Annotated in this window: 13 protein-coding genes and 1 riboswitch; of the genes, 7 read left to right on the forward strand and 6 right to left on the reverse strand. The window is 41.7% G+C overall.

The genetic code is table 11. The features are described 5' to 3' along the window. Positions 1-51: 51 nt before the first annotated feature. From BM161_RS07760 to BM161_RS07775, 4 genes are all read left to right on the forward strand, one after another. On the forward strand, positions 52-1356 hold the full coding sequence (locus BM161_RS07760) for a TolC family protein (RefSeq protein ID WP_074931432.1): 1305 nt from the start codon (positions 52-54) through the stop codon (positions 1354-1356). A 9-nt stretch (positions 1357-1365) separates the two neighbouring features. Further along, on the forward strand, positions 1366-2382 hold the full coding sequence (locus tag BM161_RS07765; RefSeq protein WP_074931433.1) for an efflux RND transporter periplasmic adaptor subunit: 1017 nt from the start codon (positions 1366-1368) through the stop codon (positions 2380-2382). Further along, a complete protein-coding gene (locus BM161_RS07770) occupies positions 2382-5456 on the forward strand; it encodes an efflux RND transporter permease subunit (RefSeq protein WP_074931434.1) in 3075 nt (1024 codons plus the stop codon). The genes BM161_RS07765 and BM161_RS07770 overlap by 1 nt, the downstream gene beginning before the upstream one ends. Before the next feature lie 98 nt (positions 5457-5554). After that, positions 5555-5851 (forward strand): PG0541 family transporter-associated protein, encoded by a 297-nt coding sequence (locus BM161_RS07775; RefSeq protein WP_074931435.1) that lies wholly within the window; start codon positions 5555-5557, stop codon positions 5849-5851. Positions 5852-5924: 73 nt separating this feature from the next. On the opposite strand, the gene prmC is transcribed toward BM161_RS07775, so the two are convergent. From prmC to BM161_RS07805, 6 genes are all read right to left on the reverse strand, one after another. Further along, the gene (gene prmC / locus BM161_RS07780) at positions 5925-6875 is read right to left on the reverse strand and encodes a peptide chain release factor N(5)-glutamine methyltransferase (RefSeq protein WP_074931436.1); all 951 of its coding nucleotides are present in this window, start codon (positions 6873-6875) and stop codon (positions 5925-5927) included. A 151-nt stretch (positions 6876-7026) separates the two neighbouring features. Then, positions 7027-8109, reverse strand: coding sequence for a peptide chain release factor 1 (gene prfA / locus BM161_RS07785; RefSeq protein ID WP_074931437.1), 1083 nt, complete (start codon positions 8107-8109; stop codon positions 7027-7029). Positions 8110-8589: 480 nt separating this feature from the next. Next, complete coding sequence (locus tag BM161_RS07790) at positions 8590-8736, reverse strand: FeoB-associated Cys-rich membrane protein (protein WP_074931438.1); 147 nt, start codon at positions 8734-8736, stop codon at positions 8590-8592. 91 nt (positions 8737-8827) lie between these two features. Then, positions 8828-11179 (reverse strand): ferrous iron transporter B, encoded by a 2352-nt coding sequence (feoB, locus tag BM161_RS07795; RefSeq protein WP_074931439.1) that lies wholly within the window; start codon positions 11177-11179, stop codon positions 8828-8830. 90 nt (positions 11180-11269) lie between these two features. Next, entirely contained in the window at positions 11270-11488 is a 219-nt protein-coding gene (locus BM161_RS07800) for a FeoA family protein (RefSeq protein ID WP_074931440.1), read from the reverse strand. A gap of 27 nt (positions 11489-11515) precedes the next feature. Beyond that, positions 11516-11725 (reverse strand): FeoA family protein, encoded by a 210-nt coding sequence (locus tag BM161_RS07805; RefSeq protein ID WP_074931441.1) that lies wholly within the window; start codon positions 11723-11725, stop codon positions 11516-11518. Positions 11726-11860: 135 nt separating this feature from the next. On the opposite strand from BM161_RS07805, the gene BM161_RS07810 reads away from it, so the two are divergent. The 3 genes from BM161_RS07810 (at position 11861) to BM161_RS07820 (ending at position 15090) form a co-directional block, all read left to right on the forward strand. Further along, positions 11861-12523: an HAD family hydrolase gene (locus BM161_RS07810; RefSeq protein WP_074931442.1), complete on the forward strand. Its 663-nt coding sequence runs from the start codon at positions 11861-11863 to the stop codon at positions 12521-12523. A 77-nt stretch (positions 12524-12600) separates the two neighbouring features. After that, positions 12601-12781: riboswitch (cobalamin riboswitch) on the forward strand. A 78-nt stretch (positions 12782-12859) separates the two neighbouring features. Beyond that, complete coding sequence (locus BM161_RS07815; RefSeq protein WP_074931443.1) at positions 12860-13384, forward strand: hypothetical protein; 525 nt, start codon at positions 12860-12862, stop codon at positions 13382-13384. A gap of 248 nt (positions 13385-13632) precedes the next feature. Next, a complete protein-coding gene (locus tag BM161_RS07820; protein ID WP_143090522.1) occupies positions 13633-15090 on the forward strand; it encodes a hypothetical protein in 1458 nt (485 codons plus the stop codon). Positions 15091-15200 lie beyond the last annotated feature (110 nt).

Raw genomic sequence — 15200 nt, forward strand, 5'->3', positions numbered from 1 at the left:
TTTTCTATAAAATTTATTGTTATTTTATTATAATTTAAATGGAAAACTAGTATGAAACGTTTGATTTTAGCATTGTTTGTTACTGCGTCATTTTCGTTGTATGCGCAGGAAACATTAGAAAAAGTTAGAAAAATTACAGTTGATGATGCGGTTATTCTGGCAGCAGATAACAATATTTCTTTGAAGCGACAGAGAATCACTCTAGATGGTCTTGAAAGAAGAAATAAAACTGCCTGGAATGGTGTGAGTCCTTCTGCATCTTTAAGTGGTGGCTTTACAAAACCTCTTGATGGTATTGTAACTGATATGGAAGCACAGATAAAGTACACTTATAACATTGGTGCTTCTGCAAGACTTTCCCTTACCCCTTCACTTTATACTTCAATTAAAGATGCAAGCCTTAAATACGAAAGCGGAAAAACTTCCTATGAAGATGCAGTTCGTCAGGTTGAGCTGAATGTACGAAAGCTTTTTTATAATCTGCTTTACACACAGGAGAGCATGAATCTGCAGCGCCGAAATATGGAAACTGCAAAGCTCCGTTATGAAAATAATCTTGATAAATATAACCGTGGCCAGCTTTCTGAGCTTGATTTACTTCAGTCACAGTACAGCTATGAAAGCCAGCGCCCGTCACTTGAGTCTGCAGAAATTGCATATCAGAACAGTATTGCATCTTTCAAACAGACTCTCGGTATTCCTCAGAACGAAAAAATTGAACTTTCCGGCTCCCTTGCAGAAGCAATTCCACCGGAAAGTTTTTCTTTTACACAGTCTGTAGATGACCTTCCTTCTGTAAAAAAGATTGAAGCAAGCATTGCACAGCAGAAAAACTCACTTTTGGCAACCCGCTTTTCTGCTTACGGTCCTTCAGTTACTGCATCTTATTCGTGGGGCATGAACGGAAATGATAAAGTTGAAGAATTTAAGAAGATGCAGGAAAGTCATTCACTTTCTCTTTCTGTTTCAATTCCTTTAGACGGCTATCTTCCATGGTCTACAGGCTCGCAGAATGTTGCAAATCAAAAAGCAACTTTGAAAGACCTTGAACTTCAGCTTGAAAATGAAAAAACAACAGCTTCCCTCAATCTTCAGAACAGCATGAAAAATATCCTTCAGAAGCAGAATCAGATGGATATGCTTAACCGCAATGTTGAGATTGCACAGAAAGCTTATGATATGACACTTACTGCCTATAATCACGGTTCGCGCGACCTCCTTACCCTGCAGAATGCTTCAGACTCACTTTTGAAAGCAAAAACAGACAGAGAGTCGCATATCTACAATCTGATTTGTGCAGTTCTTGATCTTGAAAATACACTGGGACTTCCGTTTGGTTCCCTTGGAAAAGAATAGGAGATATAAATGAGCAGAAAAAAAGGTACAACAGCCATTGTTGTGGTTGGAATTCTTGCAGTAACAGCACTTGCAGTATTTTTGATTATGGGATCTGCAAAGAAGAAAAGAGCTGCAATGGGCGGCTTTGGTGGTTTCGGTGGCGGCAGAGGCTTCCAGCAGTCAGCAACTGCAGTTCGTACAGTAGTTGCTAAAAATCAGACAATTACAGATTTTGTTTATACAAACGGTGAAATTGAAACTCAGAAATCTATAGAAGTTTTCCCTTCAATCGGTGGTAAGGTTGTTGAGATGATGGTTTCGCTTGGTTCTTCTGTAAAGCAGGGGGAAGTAATTGCTTACATCGACCCTTCAGAACCAGGAAGCTATTATGCAAAGAGCCCTGTAATTGCTCCTATCGACGGAAGTATCATTACCTCTCCGGTAAAAATAGGACAGAAGGTAAATGCCAATTCGGTAATCACAAAGATTGGTGATATCAACAACCTTCAGATTACAGCAAAGGTTCCGGAACGCTATGTTGCAGATATCGCAATCGGTCAGAAGGCAGAAATCACACTCCAGGCTTATGGCGAAGAAAAGTTTATTGCTTCGGTTGTGCGCATTTCTCCTGTAGTTGATCCTGCTACCCGTACAAAAGAAATTATTTTGAATTTTGATAAACACTACGATAAGGTTAATGCCGGTATGTTTGCCCGCGTTAAGCTTTTTACTGTTGATTTTGGCGGCTACCCTGTAATTCAGCAGGATGCCTTTGTTGAAAACAGCGACGAATATTATCTGTACATCGTAAAGGATGACAGCACTGTTACAAAGCGCAAGGTAACCCGTGGTAAAAACGTAGACGGCTACTATCAGGTAATCGATGGCGTTTCAAACGGCGAAGTTGTTGTTCTTGAAGGTATGCTTTCTTTGTATGAAGGTGCAAAGGTTCGTGATATCAGCGGTAACGTTGAGTTTGTAGAAGCTGCGCCACCAGCCCCTCCGGCTGGTGGTAAGGGGCCAAAGCCAGAGGGTAAAAAATAATGAGTTTAAGCCGAAGAACACTTGAACATCCGGTATTGATTCTGATTGTTTTTGCCCTGCTTGGTATGGTCGGAATCTTTACATTGAGCAATGTTTCAATTGCCCTTATGCCGGAAATGGAAAATCCGTCTCTGTCTATCAGTACTTCGTATCCGAATGCAGACCCGGAAACTGTTGAAAAAACAATTACAAGATCTATAGAAAGTGCCGTTATGAGCGTAAACGGTCTTAAAAAACTTACCTCAACTTCAAACGAAGGCTCTTCAAATGTTTCGCTTGAGTTTGAGTATGGTACAGATTTGACCGAAGCCATGAACGATGTTCGCGATAAGCTTGACCGTGTAAAACGCGGCCTTCCGGACAATGCCGGTGCTCCAACCATTTTCCGCTTCTCCGGAGACTCGGGCGAAATCATGCGTATCCTTATCCGCGGTAACCGCTCTGTAGATGACCTTAAATCAATTGCCGAAAGCAATATTGTAGGAATTCTTGAACAGGCAGATGGAGTAGGAGAGGCTACAGTAAACGGTGGTCGCAATGCTCAGGTAAATGTTCGCCTTGACCAGAACCGCATGACTGCCTATGGCTTTACAGTTCCAACTGTTACCGGCGCGCTTTCTCGTCAGAACCTTGAGCTTGGCGGTGGTAAGGTTCAGGAAGGACACAAAAACTACATCGTACGTACCACAGGTGAATATACCAGCCTTGATGAAATTAATGATACAGTAATTTCTACAATCAACGGTTATGCAATCCGCCTCCGCGATGTTGGTGAAGCAACTATCGGATATGGCGACACAACTCAGGAATCATTTATCAACGGTGGTAAGGGTGTTTACATCAGCGTGACAAAACAGTCTGATGCGAACTCTGTAACTGTTGCAAATAATCTCTATAAAAAAATTAAACAGGCAGAACAGAATCTTCCACCTGATGTAACTCTGGAAATAATTCAGGATAGTACAGACTCAATCCGCGAAACAATCAACACTCTGATTACTTCTGCATGGCAGGGACTCATTCTTGCCATAATCATCCTCTTTATCTTCCTTCAGAACTTTAAGTCTACAATCATTATTTCAATTTCAATTCCTTTGTCGATTATCATTACACTTTTTGCAATGAGCATGTTCGGATTAACGCTGAACATGATGACCCTCACCGGTTTGATTCTTGGTGTAGGCATGATTGTAGATGCGTCAATCGTTATGATTGATAATATTTTTGCGTACCGGCAGCGAGGAGCAAAGCCTCGTACTTCTGCAGTTCTTGGTTCTCAGGAAATGCTGATGTCTGTAATTGCCGGAAACCTCACAACAATCTGTGTATTCCTTCCGTTCATCTTCTTTATTAAAGATCTTGGATTTATGGGACAGATGTTTAAGGCCGCAATCTTTACGATTGTAATTGCGCTTCTTTCATCTCTGCTGGTTGCGATTTTCCTTGTACCGGTACTGGCCGGAAAATTTCTTCCGCTTTCAAATCGCCGTGAAAAGCCGGTGCGTAATCCTGTGCTTAAAAAGACTTACGGATTCTTTGAAGGAATCATTCAGTTCTTTACACGCATTTATGCAAAGCTGCTTGGCCTTGCTCTGGATAACCGCCTTGTTACAATTGTTGCGGCAATCTGTATTCTGATTATTTCGTTTGCCTTTATTCCTGGTATGCAGATTAATCAGATTCCGGCCGGCCGTGATGACCAGGTTCAGCTGAACATCAACATGGCAACTGCTACTCCTTTTGAAGAAACTAAGGAAGTTGTAATGGCTCTCGAAGCGTATGCCAAAGAAGAGTGTCAGGGCTATAAGACAATCACAACGTCTATCGGTGGACGAAATACAAACCGCGGTTCCATCACAATTGCGCTTCCGGAAACAGCAAAGCAGGTTGATTCGGCAGAAGTTATGCAGAATAAGCTTCGTAAGCATTTTGCAGAATTCCCAAGCGCTCGTCTTTCGTTCAGTCAGGGCTTCCGCGGTCAGTGGATGGGAAGCAGTATTGATATTGTTCTTTCATCAGATGATTTGGATGCGGCGCTCAATACCGCTGAAGAGATTCGCGAAGTAATTTCTGCCAACAAAAAAATCAGTGAACCTTCTGTAAGTATGGATAAAGGTTTACCTCAGGTTGAAATTGTGATTGATCGTGAGCGCGCCTACAGTATGGGCGTAGACATTGCCACAGTCGCACGCGAAATTAACTACGCAATCAACGGTTCAACAGCCTGTACTTATAAGACCAACGGAAAGAACCTGAACGTAGTTGTCGTTTACCGTCCGGAAGACCGCAAATCAATTAATGACCTTGAGTCAATTTATGTACGCGGAAACGGTGGCATGGTAAGTGTTGCAAACTTCGCTTCGATTAAGAAGGGGCTCGGTCCTGTTTCTATCAACCGCGAAAGCCAGAAGAGAATTATTCACGTTCGCGCAAGTAACCTCACCGAAGAAAACGACAACGTAATTGAAGAAGAAATCAGAACAATGATTCAGGAAAATATTATCGTTCCTGATTCAGTAATCGTAAATTACAAGGGCGCATGGCAGGACACAATGAGTCAGTATGGCTTCTATGCAAAGATTGCGATTATGGCAATTCTTCTGGTATTCGGTGTAATGGCCGCAACTTACGAGTCGTTTAAAGCGCCGCTTATCAACCTTGCGACAATGCCGTTCATCATCATTGGTGTAATTTTGATTCATAAGATTATCGGAGAAGCCCTGTCGTTCATGACTGCTGTCGGTGTTATTATGCTGATTGGTATTGTAGTAAACAACGGTATTATCCTTGTAGACTATACGAACATTCTTGTTGGCCGCGGCCTCGAGCTTAAGAAGGCCTGCTTTGAAGCCGGTAAGAGCCGCTTCCGACCGGTATTAATGACAACCCTCACAACAATTCTTGGTATGCTCCCAATGTGTTTTGCCACAGAAGGTCAGGCCAGCATGGTTCGCCCGATTGCAATTGCCGTTGTCGGCGGTTTGATTTCGAGTACCTTTGTTACACTGCTGATTATTCCGGTGTTATACAGCTTAGTTATGCGTAAGAAGAAGGAGGTACCGGTGATTGAGTAGCCCGCAGGGCGTATCGAAATCACAATTCGAGAGACTTCTGTTGTGTTTTCGATACGGCGCTTCGCGCCACTCAACCACCCGTGTAGTAGGAGAATTAAATGTCAGAACTTTATCGTGCCGAAATAATTTCAAATCAGTCTGTTCAGGAAGATATCGTTGAACGTCTGGAAAAAGAACTTCCTTCTATCCAGTACACTGTGATTCCGGAAATCCATGGCCGCGGTGTACGCACCAAAAAACTTGGTGACACCATCTGGCCCGAAATGAACTTTGTTCTTTTTGCGTATGTTGAAGAAGAAGCTGCGCGAAAGATTAAGGAAGTAATAGAAGCAGTAAAACAGAGATTTCCGAACGAGGGAATCAGTTTGTTCTTTACGAAGGCGGTGGAGCTGTAACGCGGCGACGCGCGGTGGTTGAGCCTGCGGTCCCTGAGCCTGGTCGAAGGGTCGAAACCACCGTGGGGCAGGATTAGTAGAGTTCCACGACCCTCAGCTGGCCTTCGAGATCCCGGTGAATCTCCGAGTTAAAACCGAACCCTTCCGCGAACTCCGCTGTTGCTTCGGCATTGTACTCGCCAGTCTCAATCAGTACTGAACCGCGCGGTGCCAGATGCGCCTGCGTCTGCGGAATAAGGTTTCTGATTATGGCAAGACCGTCGTTGGCGGGCTCGCCGCGGTCAGTTGTGGCGCGGTCGCCTTCAAGTGTTATGTCGCCGTCGAGTGCCAGGCGCGGTTCGCTCCGGCCATCGCGCAATAATTCATCCACCATAGTATGCGGAATATACGGCGGGTTAGAAAGGATTACATCATATTTAATTGCTTCAGAAATTGCATCGAATAAGTTTGTTCGCACAAAGTTGAAGCGGGAAAGAATCAAAGAACTGTCTGGCCCATCACCCAGCAGCGCTGCCACATTACGGCGAGCTACATCGAGCGCAGCCTCGGAAATATCCCCAAGTGTAAACTTAGGCAGCTGCTCCGCCGGAACTCTCTCATCTTCAAGCAAAGTCTTAGCCACAGCTACTGCAATACAGCCGCTTCCCGTACACATATCACAAACAGTCAAAAGGTTTTCACTACGTGCATCCATCATAGAAAGAATCACATCTACAGCACGTTCAACTAAAATCTCTGTATCCGGCTTTGGAATTAATACATCCGGAGTTACAATAAAATCATAACCATAAAACTCTTTGTGGCCGGTTATATACGCAATAGGAAGCCCTGTTGAGCGGCGATTTGCAGCATCGTTAAGCCAGACTTGTTGTTCATGTGGAACTTCGTAGTCGCGTTTTAATAACAGCTCAGTTTTTGAAAAGTTCAGACAGTGCATAAGAAGAACTTCTGCATCGAGTTTCGGGCTTGGAGAAGAATTGGAAAGTTTTGTAATGATTTTTGTTTTTAGTTCCTGGACTGTCATGGGGGCGTTGCGGGGGTGTCCCCCGCAGAGAGGGCATGCAGGCATAGCCTGCATGTGCGCATTTTGTTGGAGAATCCTAAAACGGCCCGCTGCCGCAGCCCGTTTTTTAACGGATTTCCAATAAGAGCGGGGGGAGACTTCCCCCTCCTTATTAAAGCTCAGTGATATCCGACTTCAACTGCTCTTCCTTAGCGTAAACGTTAAGAGCGTCGAGCATATCGTCCATATTTCCCATCATAAAGCTAGGAAGGTTATGAGCAGTGTAGTTGATACGGTGATCTGTTACGCGGTCCTGAGGGAAGTTGTAAGTACGAATCTTCTCTGAGCGGGCTCCACTTCCGACCATACTGCTTCGTGCAGCAGCACGCTCTTCCTGCTTCTTGCTTTCTTCGAGGTCAAAGAGGCGGGCACGGAGTACACGGAATGCCTTTTCCTTATTCTTAATCTGAGACTTTTCATCTTGCTGAATAACAACAAGACCAGTTGGAATATGAGTAAGACGAACGGCAGAGTCAGTTGTGTTTACACACTGTCCACCAGGTCCACCGGCACGCATTACGTCAACGCGAACATCGCCTGGTTTAATTTCAATTTCAGTTTCTTCTGCTTCAGGTAAAACGGCAACAGTTGCAGTAGAAGTCTGCAAACGTCCCTGAGATTCAGTAGCAGGCACACGCTGAACACGGTGAACACCAGATTCCCAACGCAAAGTTCCATAAACAAACTTACCGCTGATAGAAGTTACGATCTTGTTGAAACCACCAACCTCAGTTTCCTGAGCTTCCATAGTTTCAGTTTTCCAGCCCTTGCGTTCTGCCAGGTGAGTGTACATTTCCCAGAGGTCGCGTACAAAAAGCGAAGCTTCGTCACCACCGGCAGCCGAACGAATTTCCAGAATAATATTCTTTTCATCAAGAGGATCAGGCGGAACAAGTTTCAGTTTAATTTCTTCTTCCAGCTTAGGCTGTTTTTCTTCAAGTTCCTTAAGCTCTTCGCGAGCCATTTCTTTCATCTCGGCATCATCTTCAGCCGTAATCATTTCTTTTGCGTCTTGAATTCCCTGCAGAACCTTTTTGTATTCGTCATAAAGTGCACAAACTTCTGTCAGGTATCCGTGTTCGCGCATAGTATCCTTGTACTTTTTCGGATCCTTTACAAGATTTGGATCCATAACAAGGTCGCTTACTTCCTTAAAGCGTTTTTCGCATTCATCAAGCTTTTTCAGTAAATCCATAATTTGAATATATTATCATAGAAAAGAAATTGTGAAAATAGGTGGAGTTTTTTAAGAAGGAGGGGGGGAACCGCCTTCCCCTACCTTCAAACACTGAACTGTCCTCCAGTTTTCCGGCTTCCCCAGAATTACAACCTGTTTTTAAGTATTTCCGCGGGGACGAGCCTGCAAGAATACATTTTTTCTTGTTTAGCAGGCTCCCCCCTAGCAGAAAACTTTCCCTTGAGCCCGCTAAAAGGCCGAAAATTGTATTCTTGCAGGCTCTCAGACATCTCCCAATTTTCCTTCAGCCCGCTAAATCTTAAAAAATCTCAAAAAGCGGGCCTCCACCTAATTCTCACCAGAATTCCGAGCCTGCTAAATCCGTGAATTACAAAAATAACAGGCTCCTCCTGCTTTATCACAAAAAAAATAAGCCTGCTAAAAAACAAAAAATGCAATTTAGCAGGCTTGTCTCATAAAATATTCTTTATCTGAAAATTATTTCTGGCAGTGGCAGGCGCCACCGCAGGAAGCGCAGTGACCGCCACATGAGGGGTGCCGGCCGGCGCGTTTTGCTTTTACCAGATTACAAATTATAAGTGTGATAATAGAAATGAGAGTTATACTCACAATTATTGTTCCCATATTTAGCACTCCTCTTTTATTGATTGCTTCACACCTCGTCTTTACGTCCTTTTAACGGCTTCGAAAATACGCAGCGAAGCAATCTATAGTATTATTTTACAACTTTTGCCTTGCGGAATAAAGCGTAGCACAAACAGCCAAGTACTGCAATTGCACAGATAAAGCCTGCAATATTTCCGTTACCAGTGAACATGCTTCCGAACTGATAAACGATGAACGAAATTACATAAGCAAATCCACATTCCCAACCGATTGCAGCCCAGGTCCATTTGCGGTTGTTCATTTCGCGCTTGATAGCACCGATTGCGGCGAAACAAGGAGCACAGAGCAAGTTGAAAATCAGGAAGGAAAGACCTGCAGGTGCTGTAAAGGCCTCTGCAAGAGCAGACCAGGTTTCAGCACCGCCATAAAGTACACCCATAGTTCCAACAATGTTTTCCTTTGCAACAAGACCAGTAATCGATGCAACAGCTGCCTGCCAGTTACCCCAGCCAAGCGGAGCAAAGATCCAGGCGATAAGGCTTCCGAACTTTGCAAGAATACTAACATCCATCTGATCTTCTTCGAGCATTCCAAAGCCTTCTTCTGCCCAGCCGAAGTTAGAAAGGAACCAGATTACAATTGTAGAAAGGAGGATGATTGTTCCAGCCTTTTTGATAAATGACCAGCCGCGTTCCCACATTGAGCGAAGAACGTTTCCAACTGTAGGCCAGTGGTAAGCCGGAAGCTCCATTACAAAAGGAGCAACTTCACCAAGGAATGGCTTTGTCTTTTTAAGGATAATACCAGAAATGATGATTGCTGCCATACCGATAAAGTAACAGCTTGCTGCAAGCCATGGGTTACCACCAAAAATGGCACCAACAACAAGACCAATAAAAGGTACTTTAGCGCCACAAGGAATAAAGGTTGTTGTCATAATTGTCATACGGCGGTCGCGTTCATTTTCAATAGTACGGCAGGCCATAATACCAGGAATACCACAACCAGTTCCAATTAATACTGGGATAAAAGATTTTCCGGAAAGTCCGAAGCGGCGGAAAATACGGTCAAGGATAAAGGCAATACGTGCCATGTAACCGCAGGCTTCAAGGAAGGCAAGGAAGATAAAGAGAACCAGCATCTGTGGAACAAAGCCAAGTACAGCACCAACACCGGCAACAATACCGTCGAGAATCAAACCAGAAAGCCAGTCTGCACAACCAATTGCTTCAAGTCCGCTTCCAATAAGAGCTGGAATACCAGGTACCCAGATTCCATAATCAGCAGGATCAGGACCTTCTTCGCCGTACTTTTCTACCATTGCATTTGCTTCAGCAATAGCTTCATCTGTAATTTCGATTGGATCAGAAACCTCCATAGTTTCATCATCAACTGTAACATAAGTAACTTCGCCTGCTTCTGCTGCTTCGAGAATTGCAGCTGTATCACCAAACTCTTCGGCTGCTTCTTCGTAAGCGCCGGTACCAATTCCAAAGAGGTGATAGCCGTCACCAAAGAGACCGTCATTTGCCCAGTCTGTAGCAGCGGCACCAACTGTTACCATAGAAACATAGTAAACAAGCCACATAACTACTGCAAAAATAGGAAGGGCAAGCCAGCGGTTTGTTACAACGCGGTCAATTTTATCTGATGCAGAAAGCTTTGTACGGTTCTTTTTTGTAACACAGTTTTTGATGATTGATTCAATATATTTATAGCGTTCAGCTGTGATGATAGATTCTGAGTCATCATCGAGTTCTGCTTCGCAAGCTTTAATATCTGACTCAATATGATTAAGCTTTTCAGACGAAATTCTAAGGGCTTTGATTACCTTTTCATCACGTTCAAAAAGTTTTACCGAGTACCAGCGGTGCTGCTCTTCTGGAAGGTCGTGAACGATTGCTTCTTCAATGTGAGCGAGGGCATGTTCAACACAGCCTTCAAAACGATGTTTGTAAAGCATCGGCTTCTTTTCCATTGCCTTGTTCAAAGCAAGTTCAGCAGCCTCTGTACAGCCTGTTCCCTTAAGAGCTGAAATCTCAACTACAGGACAGCCAAGTTCTTTTGACATTTCATCAATATGAATTTTGTCGCCGTTCTTTTTTACAACGTCCATCATGTTTACAGCAACAACCATTGGAATACCGAGTTCTGCAAGCTGAGTTGTAAGATAAAGGTTACGTTCAAGGTTTGTTCCATCAACAATATTCAAAATTGCATCAGGGCGTTCTTTTACAAGATAATCGCGCGATACAACTTCTTCGAGTGTATATGGAGAAAGCGAGTAGATACCAGGAAGGTCTGTAATTACAACTTCATCCTTGTGGCCCTTAAGCTTTCCTTCTTTCTTTTCAACAGTTACTCCAGGCCAGTTTCCAACAAACTGATTTGAACCTGTGAGTGCATTAAATAATGTGGTTTTTCCCGCATTCGGGTTTCCTGCTAAAGCTATTTTTATCATTTGTATTTCTCCTGTTATGCGGTGATTGAGCCTGTCGAAATTACCGCATCGACTTCTGCAAGTTGTGGTTTCGACAAGCTCAACCACCGTTTATTTAAGTTGTATCAACTCTGCGTCGGCTTTGCGAATTGAGAGTTCGTAGCCGCGAACTGTAACTTCTACCGGGTCACCAAGCGGCGCAACCTTGCGCACGTAGATTTCTGTTCCCTTTGTAATTCCCATGTCCATAATGCGGCGTTTTACCGCACCTTCGCCAAGCAGTTTTTCTACAGTAACTGTCTGACCTGTTTTTACTTCCCTTAAAGTCATATTATTTCTCCTATAAAATGTACTGAATTAAATAATGATTTTTTGAGCCATCTCTTTACTGATGGCTACGCGGCTTTCCTTAATCTGAACGATTACGTTACCGCAAATCTTTGAAATAACAGACACTTCGGCTCCGGCAACAAAGCCCAGATTTTCCAGAAAGCGTCTTACTTCTTCTTTACCATTGATTTTCTTGATCAGAAACTTGTCATTTGGACAAGCCATAGTTAAAGGCATTGTAGTTAACTCCCTCTAACATAGTGTTAGATTAGCCTAATATTAGTATTAACTAACAGGTTAGTCAATACTATCAAAAGAGAAATGTTTTCTATTAAATTGTCTTTTTTATTTCATTGTTATATATTGATGCGTATGAAATACTCACTTGCGATTTTTGATATGGATGGAACCATCCTCAACACTCTTGATGACATGACAGATTCTCTGAACGAGATTCTTACAAAATACAATCTTCCGCTTCACACTGTAGACGAAGTACGTTTTATGGTAGGAAACGGAATTCCAAAACTGATTGAACGCGCAATTCCAGATGGACGCAGTAATTCTCAGTATGAAAAGATTCTTGCAGATTTTATTGCTTATTATGAAGAACACTGTGCAATTAAAACAGCTCCTTATGACGGAGTGGTGGACTGCATAAAGACTCTCCGTGCTGCCGGAATTAAAATTGCCGTAAATACAAACAAGGTTGAGCCTGCTGCTATTGCTCTTTGTGATGACTACTTCCCGGGCCTCTTCGATATTATCTCGGGCAGCCGTCCTGGTATGCCTCCAAAACCTGCCCCAGACGGAATCTATGAGATTTTGAACCGTGCCGGCATGGACGGAAAAACTGATGGCCAGCGTGCAGTGTTCATTGGCGACTCAGACGTTGATATGCAGACAGGCATGAATGCCGGCCTCGACGTAATCGGCGTAGACTGGGGCTTCCGCGGTAAAAAGTTCCTCGAAGAACACGGAGCCAAAGTAATCATGATGAAGGCTGCAGAACTTGCAGAACATCTTACACGCTAACTTCAAGCCTATAAATCAAATAGGTTTATACTGACATTTTTTCCTCTTTATGATATATTCTCCCCGTGTATTTCAATGGAATCAGGTGCAAAGCCTGAGCTGAATGCGCAACGGTATGCAGCCGGTAACAATATACACGGTGGTTGAGTAGCCCCTCAGGGGCGTATCGAAACCATAGTTATATACCACACGAATAATTACAGCCACTGGGACTTCCTCCTGGGAAGGCTTCATTTGTGATACTGCCAGCCCGGAAACTTTGGTACACGCCTTTCGTATGAAAGGATATCTCTCTTTTTTGGGAACTGCGCAGTCTCGGTTCCCGGGTAGGAATTAATGAAAAACATTAAATTTTCTCGTCTTTTTGCAGCAATGATGTTTGTTGCAGTGTTGTCATTCGCTGGATGTAAACAGCAACCGGAAGAAGAAAAGCTTCCAGAGAATGTAAGACTTTTATCAGAAGATGATGGTATTGTTGGTAAGTGGGAAGATGATTATCCTTCTTGGAATGCATTTACGACTTACGATTGTCAGATAAAAACTGATTTTGTTGAGTTGGCATCATATTATAATTTACATGAAAGTACTGTATATATTAAAGAAACAGCTGAAGACGAAGGGTATATATATTTTCAGTTTTCACAGCCAATAAATCTATGGCAAATTGGTGATGTTGATGTTACCGGAAAATGGGGAGCAATTGCATATCAGAAATTAACACAAAATTCTGTACAGATGTGTGATGCTGATTACACGGATCAACAGTTTGCTTCGACATTGGAAGAGTGTGTAGCAAAATATTTTAAGACTTCTGGATATTTTGCAGGTATTTCTACACCTTTTACAAGAGTGTCTGAATAATCTCATTTTGCAATAATACATTCTGATATCTACAATAAATTATTACAAATAATGAAAGTGAGTTTCAAAAACTGTATCGAAACTAAACTAAATATTTTGAAATAGGTTTCGATACAGTTTTAAATTCTAAAAAAACTATCATTAAATCAAATCATTTTTATGGAAAACAAATGAGAAAACATATAAAAAATTTTCTTCATATATTAACAGTTTTATTTGTTACTATATTTTTTCTAAATTCCTGTGCAATGTCTGATGAAGAATTAAATAGTAATACAGATGATAATATTAAAAAAACAGGAACAATTCTTAAGCCAGTTAATTTAAATGGAAGTGCATGGTTTTCGGGAGATTCTCGGGTAGATTTTCCTACAGAGGGCGAAAACCTTTATATGAATTATTTTGAAAATGGATTAAATACAAAACTTTGGATCCAACTTAAATCAAAAGGTAATACAACTTATGAAGCAGAAATTGTTTGGTCAGAGAATATTCGTGAAATAGGAAAAAAATCTGCAGCTATAATTGGTGTTGATGAAAGGAAGAGACTTTCAATACAAAGTGATATTCTTTGTATTACAAATCTTGTGTCTTATGAAGGTGTAACTGCAAGTCTTTTTGATATTTCTAAGATATCACCCCTTTCCACAGATTATTTAAGTAATTTCAGTGGAAGTTATACACTTGATTCAAAACAATACACCTTAAATATTGGAGCAAAAATAAATATCAATAAGGATGACTCTCATTATTGGAATGCAAATGTTCTTGGTACAACCTATAATGAAGCAGAGAAAACTTATGATTTCCTTCTTGCTCATTCATCACAAAAGAATGCATCAGGATCTATTGATCCAGGTATTACTGGTAATGAACCTTTTATTTCGAAACAAGGATTGTTTTGGTCTCATATGACTCTTACAGCAAATCCTGGATCCGTATGGACAATAAAATGGTCTTCTGAATGGAAAAATACTCCATATGAAGCACTTCATTCTGAGATGGATATGCAAGATACATTTATTGGCCCAGAAACTTCCAAGATCAAATACTCGTATAAATTCTATTTTGGAAATCCTTCAAAAGATTCTTCAGGCTGGTGTTGTGTAGATAAAGGAGATTTGATTTATTCTGTCGAATATGAGTCAGATTTACCAACAGATAAAAGCTGGAAAGAAATATTAGATACTTTTCAGATTAATTCAAAAATTAATCTTCCAGAAGATAAACTTGCAGATTACTGGTGGTATAGTACAAAAGCTATTACTGGAATTGAAGATTCATATGTTTATAAACTTTCTGATAATTATAAGCCAAGTCTTACTGAATATGAGTTTTATCTTGCGTTGACTGATAAACCTGCAGACAGCATATATACAATAAGAGGAACCTATTCAGAAGAAAATATAGGATGTTTGATTATAACTGAGAATAAAATTCAATGGAATGATACTATATATAATATTGTAGATGCAGCTATTTGGTCTAATGGTGGAAATGGACTTCCTCTTAGAGTTGCATATTTAGTTGAGAATAATTCAGTAAACTATTTATGTAGTGTATGGTATTATATTAATAATTCTAAAGATTACGTAAAATTTAATATTCCACTTGAATCTTCATTGTCAAAATGTCCTGAACAATATGATTATCAATCAGAAGATTGTAATACAGGAAAATTAACAAAGGCATTAAAGGTTCAATAATAATATTAATGAAGTTATGGGGGCGTTGCGGGGGCAACGATCTCTGTTTGTTTTGCCCCCCCGCAGAGGGGGTAGCCCGCAACAACGTGCGGGCGAGGGGGAGACTTCCC

The organism is Treponema bryantii (assembly GCF_900113965.1).
Taxonomy (GTDB): Bacteria; Spirochaetota; Spirochaetia; order Treponematales; family Treponemataceae; genus Treponema_D; species Treponema_D bryantii_A.